Below are 7,539 nucleotides of genomic sequence, written 5' to 3'. Positions count from 1 at the left end.
AAGCGCTGGTCCCACACGTGCTCGGCGAGCTCGGCACGGGTGACGACCTGGTTCTTCCTGAGCAACAGGTACTCGAGCAGCGCGAACTCCTTGGGGGAAAAGTGGACCGGTTCTCCACCGACCGTGACCTGGTGCGCGCCGCGGTCCAGGACGACGTCATCCGCCGTGAGTCTGCCGGCCACCGGCTTGTCGCGGCGGCGCAGCAGGCTCCGCACCCGGGCGTGAAGCTCGGCGAAAGCAAACGGCTTGCCCAGGAAGTCGTCGGCGCCAAGATCGAGCCCTTCGACCCGATCGTGCACCTCGCCGTCGGCAGTCAGCAGGAGCACGGGGGTGGAGAGTCCGGCTTCACGCCAGATCCGCAGCAACTCGAGGCCGTTCGGCGGGGGTATCTTCCGATCCAGCACGACGAGGTCGTAAGCGTTGGCCGACATCAAATGGTCGGCTCGCTCGCCGGTCCGGGCAAGATCGACCGCGTAGCTCTCATCGGTGAAAGACTCGACCAGAGCTTCGGCCAACTCGTTGTCGTCCTCGACGATCAGGATTCGCATTCGACAACTCGGGGCCTCACGGGCCCGGCCTCATAATCGTTCATCACCTGTTAATCTCGACATTATACTCGCCCGTCCGGGGTCGGACTGCGCAAAGTGTTGATGGAACTAAAGATGGGCGTCGGCGGCGTTTGATACCTCCGGCGGCGGGCCCGCGAAACTCAGGCCCGTTCATGTCCCTGAAAGGTCCGAACGCGGATAATCCGGAGCATTGGGAATTGCGCCGCTCGGGTCCCGGCGCCTGCACGGAGGGCGATCATGAAAGTGAAGACGATTCGAACCAAGATCGGATTGCTGACGGTTCTGTTTTTCCTGCCCTTGATCGCCACAACCGCCTTCGCGAACCCGCCGACGCTGCAGGGTCCGACGTTCCTGCCGGGCGATGGCGCCCGGGATGCCGCGTCGGGTGACCAGGAGGAGGTGGTGATCGTTGCCGGCGGTGGCGGCTTCCTCACCGCATGGACCGACATGCGTGCGTCCACCATCGAGTTCCAGGGGCTCGAGCAGAGCGGTCACGACGTCTACGCCGCCCGCCTGGATGCCGCCGGCAACCTGCTCGACGCGGTACCGATCGTGCTGAGCCAGGATGCGGGTTCGCAGGAAACTCCCAAGATCGCCTGGAACGGTCAGAACTGGCTGGTCATCTGGGAACACCAGACCAAGGCCCCGGACGGTGTCGGGTCCCCGGTCAAGATCTACGGCGCGCGCGTCGCGCCGGACGGCACGGTGCTGGATCTTCCGTTCGAGATCCTCGAAGCGCCGGGCTATGCGGGAGACATGGTCGCGACGGCGGTGGCGGCCAACGGCTCGGACTGGTTGGTCGTCGGTGAGGCCGATAGCGGCGGCGGGCTCGGAGGCGTACGCGTCGCGGGCGACGGGACCGTGCTGGACGCCGTCCCGGTCACGCTGGTTCCCGACACCTATTTCCTTTACTTCGACGCCAGCCTGCGCGTCGCCCAGGGCGAGTACCTGCTGGTCTACAGGGCCCAGTCGGTGTACCAGGCCCGTCGGCTCGCGCCGGACCTGAGCCTGATCGCCAGCCCGATCTACCTGCCGACCTCGACGGCACGGGTCGCTTCGAACGGCACGGACTACTTCGTCACCTGGGATCCGTCGGGAGGGACCCTGTACGGCTCGCGCATGACCGTCGACGGGACGCTTCTGGATCCGGCGGGGATCCCGATCATGGCGTCGCTCTGGGACGCCGGTGACGACAGCCGCGTCGAGTGGGACGGGACCCAGTGGTGGGTGTTTCACGGGTTGCCCTACCCGGACGGCGGGCTGCACTTCGCGCGGATCACGCCCGGCGGAACGGTGATCGATTCCCCGCCGGTCTTCGTGCACGACACCGACCCCGCGAGCTTCGTCGGCCCGTACGCCGTCGCGGGCGGTCTCGCGGGCGGCTTACAGTTGGTCTGGGCCGATCAGAACTGCGGCGGCTGTCCGAACCCGTGGACCTTCGGTACCACGCCGTGGGACATCCACGGCAAGAACATCTCGGTCGCCGGGCAGATCGGTATCGAGAAGCCGATGTCCAACGCCACCCCGGCCCAGACGCAGCCCGACCTGACCACCGGCCCCGGACAGTTCCTCGCGGTGTTCCACAGTGAATCCGGAGGCGTGAAGCGCATCATGGTCCAACGCCTGGACAATCAGGGCGACACCATCGACGCGGAGCCGATCGAGATCGCCTCGAGCCCGTACGCGACCCACCCCGCCGTGGCCTGGAACGGTTCACTCTACATGATCGTCTGGGATGAATTCTTCTACTGCGTCGGCGGTGACCCTCCGCCCTGCGGCAACTTCATCCAAGCCGTACGCATGCTTCCCGATGGGACGGTCATCGACGCGCAGCCGATCACGGTTCTGGAGGCAAACCACGCCGACGTCGCGGCGCTCAACGATGATTTTCTCGTCGTCGGTCGCGACAACTACATTTTCGGCGAGCACGAGGTCGTTCCCCTTGGCGTGCGAGTGGACGGGACGACGGGAACGTTGCTCGACACCACTCCGCTGATCCTGGGTTGGTCCTTCGCGATGGAACCCCGGGTCGCCGCGTTGGGGGACAAGTGGTTGGTGGTCTACGAGCGAAGAATTTCACATGACGAGTCCTGGGGCGGGAGTTATTTCAACTTCGTCGCTGCCGACGGGACCGTGCAGTACGACAAGTTCGCGACGCGCGGGGTGTGCAACGGCGCCACACCGGACGTCGCCGTCTCGGGAGCGGGCGCGCTTGTCGTGTGCCGTGAGAAACCCTTCGGGCATTTCCTCGCCGACATCAACGGCGGTCTGATCCTCCCGGACGAGACCGCCTCGCTGTTCCTGATCTCGGGCGCTGTCGAGGAGCAACGCAGTCCGGCCGTGACCTGGACCGGCACGGAGTACCTGGTCGTCTGGGAGGACAAGCGCAACGGAATCGACTATTTCGACGAGCGAACCGATTTGTACGGCGCGCGAGTCGACGTCTTCGGAGAGGTGCTCGACCCCGACGGATTCCCCATTGCGACCGGCTTGATCCCGTCGCACCAGCCGTCCCTCGTCACGATGGGGACCGAGACGCTGCTGGCGGCGTCGATCTTCCGCGATACGGAGACCAACTACCGCCTGGCCGTCTACGAGACGCCGGCGACGCCGACCGAGCCGGCCGATGTTTCGTTCGGCGGCGTGCCGACGGCGGGTTGCTCTCCGCTGACGGTCTATTTCAGCGATCAGTCGGTCGATCCGCTCACGGAATGGTCCTGGGGTTTCGGCGACGGCATGATCTCGACCGAGCAGAATCCGGGTCATGTTTACGAAAACCCGGGGACGTATACGGTCCACCTGACCGCGACGGACGCCGCACAGGGAGCCGGCTCCAGCGTCAGATTCGATTACATCTCGGTCGATCAATCGACAGTTGCCGGATTCTCGGGCGCACCCACGTCGGCGTCGGCGTGCGGGCCGATCACCGTCAGTTTCACGGATGGATCGCTGGGCGACCCGACCTCGTGGCTCTGGATGTTCGGTGACGACACGTTCTCCACCGAACAGAACCCCTCGCACACGTACGAATACCCGGGCTCCTATGCGGTCTCGCTGATGGCCACCGGGGCCTGCGGCAGCGATACGCTGACCAAAGTCGGCTTCATCGACATCCCCGAAATATGCCCGGTCCAGCACATCGCCCTCGAGGAGATGTCCGTCGCGAGCAATCCCGTGGGGACCTATGTGGACACGCATCCCGGCAATTCGGCACAGAGCCTGTTCGAGGTCGGCGGCGTGCTCGATCATCGCTATCGCATCGACGTTGGGACGAGCAGCGAGCCGCTCGACTTCTTCGTCCGAACGTACAAAGCCGCGACGTTCACCGACGACTACACGTGGGAGTACTCGACCGACAACGTGAACTTCACGCCGATGGCGACGGTGATGTCCGCGTTCTCGGGCTGGATTACCACCCGGGTGCCCGTCCCGGCGGAACTCCAGGGCTCGGTCTGGGTCCGGGTGCGCGACAACAGCCCCGACCCCGCCGGCCTGATTTCGGTCAGCGACCTGACCTTCTTGAGGGCGATCGCGCCGTCGCCTCACCCCGTCGAGGCGGTCATGGGCCTGGAGTTCCCCGACCGCGACTCGATGCAATGGGTGCCTTCCGCGTCGGCAGCACAGTACGACGTCATGTGGGGCACCCTCGACGACCTGCGCGCCAACGGGTCGATCGGCGGCGCGCAGTGCGGCTGGGAGGACAATCCGGCGACGACGCTTCTCGAATCGTCCATCCCTCCTCCGGGAGTCGCCTACTACTACGTGATTCGCGGAGACGCTCCGCAGATGCCGGCGGGAACGCTGGACAACGTGCCGGGGACGGCGCCGCCCGAGGGCCGCGATCAGGAAGTCGGCACCGCGGGTGGGTCCTCGTGCGGAGACATGCCCTAGAGGTCTGCAAGGGAGACCGACGATGAAGTCGAAAACCATCGCGATGTTGGCCGTCATCCTGACGTTGTCGACGGCGTCCGAAGCAACCTCTCCGGTGCCGGCCGGACCGGGGTTCCTCCCTGGTGATGCACCCGTCGAGGCCGCTCCGTTCGTCCAGGAGACGCCGGTTGTTGCCGCGGGAGGCAGCGGCTTCCTTGCGGTCTGGACGGACCTCCGCACCGACGATTCGTTCTTCGGCTACGAACAGGGCTCCCGGGACATCTACGCGGCGCGTCTCGATGCGACCGGCAACCTGATCGACAGCTCTCCTATCGTCGTCAATCAGGCCTTCGGCGCGCAGGAGCAGCCGCAGGTTTCGTGGAACGGTGAGAACTGGCTCGTCGTCTGGGAGAACCAGACCATGGGGGCGTCCTATTACGAAACCCGTATCTTCGCGGCGCGCGTCGCCCCCGACGGCACGGTCCTCGACGATCCGCCGATTCAGGTCGTCGCCGACGGATCCAGCGGCCTTTATCTCGCGGTCACGAACCGAGGAACCGAATGGTTGGTCGTCGGTCAGGGCTTCGATGCGGGAGATCCAGGTATCGTGGGCGTGCGCGTATCGGGTCAGGGCGTAGTGCTCGATCCGACTCCCGTCGTCCTCGTACCGCAGACGTATTTCCTGTTCTTCAACATCAGCGTTCACTCGGCCCAGGGGGAGTATCTGCTGACCTATAAGGCTTCGAGTGAGTTCAAGGCGCAGAGACTGCAGAGCGATCTCAATCCGATCGGCGCGGCGTTCAACATCCCAGGGCTCACGGTCGGCTCCAACGGCACGAACTACTTCATCGTTTGGACCTCAGGCAGCACGCTCGTCGGATCGACGATGAGTCCCGACGGGACTCTCCAGAACCCGGGTGGCGTGGCGATCATGCCGGCCGTCAACTGGGAGGTCGACGTGACGTGGGACGGCGTCAACTGGTGGGTCTCGAAAATGGACGGGTTCGACGGTCTGGTGCTGGCACGCGTCACCACGGGTGACGTGGTGCTGGATCCGGGAGGATTTGCCTACAACCCGGCCATCGTGGATTTCGTCCGTGAGCACCGGATTGCGGGTGGCCTGGCCGGCGGGGTTCAACTCGTTTGGAAGGACGACCGCGTCGGAGGGGTCGGTCCGTACGACATCCATGGAGCATTCGTTTCGGCGAACGCGCAACCGGGACCTGACGCACCCGTCTCGCTGTCGTCGCGCGCCCAGACCCGTCCGGATCTCGCCGCGGGGCCCGACGGTTTTCTGGCCGTCTTCAGCAGCGAACGCTCCGGAACGAGGCGAATCCTGGCACAACGCCTGGACCCTCTCGGGAGCGCCATCGATGCGGAACCGATCGAGGTCACGAGCGGTCCGAACGCGATCAGCCCAGCTGCGGCCTGGAACGGGTCCGTCTTCCTCGTGGTCTGGAGCGACTCCGGCGAGATCCTCGGCAGACGGCTGCTACCCGACGGCAACTTCCTGGACGCGGTGCCGCTGAGCATCATGCCGGGTAGCTCCCCCGACGTTGCCGCTCTCGGTGACTTGTTCCTGGTCGCGGGGACCGATATCAACCCCGGCAGCCCCCACTTCCGATTCCCGTACGCCATCCGCGTGGACGGCTCGACCGGCAACACGCTCGACGCCGGGCCGATCTGGCTGGGACAGTACTTCGCCCAGGTGCCGGCGGTGACCGCGTTCATGGGACGCTGGCTGGTGAGCTGGCAGCGCAATCCCTCCCACGACAACCCCCAAGCGAACCTTTATGCCGCGTTCGTCGAGCCGGACGGGTCCACGCCGGGTGAATTCGTCGTGGCCTACAACGCGTTCACGCCGGACGTCGCCACCTCCGGCGCCGCGGCGATGTTCGTCTTCCGCAAGAATTCGACCGCCAACGCGAACAACGACGTCGCCGCCCGGCGCATGCTGCCCGACGGGACGTTCCCCGATCCCGAGTTCATCCTGTCCGACAGTCCCGACCGGCAACGTGCTCCGAGCATCGCCTGGGACGGCGCACAGTTCGTGGCCGCCTGGGAGGATCTCGTCAACTCCGAAGCGTTCTTCGACGAGCGCACCGACATCTATGCGGCGCGCGTCACCGAGTCCGGGCAGAACCTGGATCCCCAGGGCTTCCCCGTCGCCACGGTTTCCGTCCCCGAGATGCATCCCGTTGTGGCCAGCGCCGCAGGCGACACGCTGCTGGCCGGGTCGCTCTTCAGGGACCAGGCGCCGCACAACGCCTATCGAATCGGCGTCTACCACATGCCCGGCACCTTCACGGATCCTCCGGACGTCGCGTTCGCCGCCGAGCCGACCTTCGGCTGCGCGCCGTTCGCGGTCGGCTTCACCGATCAGTCCGTCGGCGACGTGACCTCGTGGAGTTGGAGCCTCGGGGATGGAGGCAGCTCCACCGAACAGAGTCCGACGCACGTTTATGCGGATGAAGGGAACTACACGGTCTACCTGACCGCGGGAGGTTCGCTCGGATCGGACACCGCAATCAAGTTCGACCACATCACGGCGTCGGGTCCCACCGTCGCGGACTTCACCGCGAACGTCACGACCGGCTGTGCGCCGCTCACCGTGGATTTCAACGACGCCACGACCGGCTTGCCCGCCTCGTGGCTGTGGATGTTCGGCGACGACTCGTTCTCGACCGCGCAGGACCCGGTGCAGACCTACCAGTGGCCGGGCAGTTACAACGTCAGCCTGATGTCCGTCGGCGGCTGCGGCCCGGACACCGAAACCAAGCCCGGGTACATCCTGATCGATTCGATGTGCCCGAACAAGGCGCTGGCGCTGTCCGACATCGCGGTCCAGGGCTCGGTCAGCGGGGACTATACGCGGACGTTTTCGATCGACGGCAGCTACGAGGTGCTCTTCGAGGTCGTCCAGGGACAGCGCAGCCAGCTCGACCATCGCTGGGACTTCGACGTCGCGCCGGGCCCGGCCGTGACGTTCCGTGTCGAGGCCTTTCGTTACACGAGCACGGATGGTGACGACTTCGAGTTCCAGTACTCGACCGACAACGTGAACTTCACGACGGTCGCGACGGCGACCGCGTACGGCTAT

Annotated in this window: 3 protein-coding genes; 2 read left to right on the top strand and 1 reads right to left on the bottom strand. The window is 65.6% G+C overall.

What is annotated here, in order from left to right:
• Nucleotides 1-548, bottom strand: a 548-nt coding sequence (locus tag OES25_17115; protein ID MDH3629358.1) for a response regulator transcription factor, incomplete at its 3' end; no start/stop codon positions are given.
• Between the two features lie 258 nt (nt 549-806).
• On the opposite strand from OES25_17115, the gene OES25_17110 reads away from it, so the two are divergent.
• Together OES25_17110 and OES25_17105 are read left to right on the top strand one after the other, a co-directional pair.
• On the top strand, nt 807-4,460 hold the full coding sequence (locus tag OES25_17110) for a PKD domain-containing protein (protein ID MDH3629357.1): 3,654 nt from the start codon (nt 807-809) through the stop codon (nt 4,458-4,460).
• A gap of 22 nt (nt 4,461-4,482) precedes the next feature.
• The coding region (locus OES25_17105) for a PKD domain-containing protein (GenBank protein ID MDH3629356.1) at nt 4,483-7,539 on the top strand (3,057 nt) is incomplete at its 3' end.

It is taken from the genome of Acidobacteriota bacterium, from assembly GCA_029861955.1.
Classification (GTDB): domain Bacteria; phylum Acidobacteriota; class Polarisedimenticolia; order Polarisedimenticolales; family Polarisedimenticolaceae; genus JAOTYK01.
The sequence above is the reverse complement of the archived record's forward strand: the minus strand, read 5'-3'. Positions and strand labels throughout refer to the sequence as shown.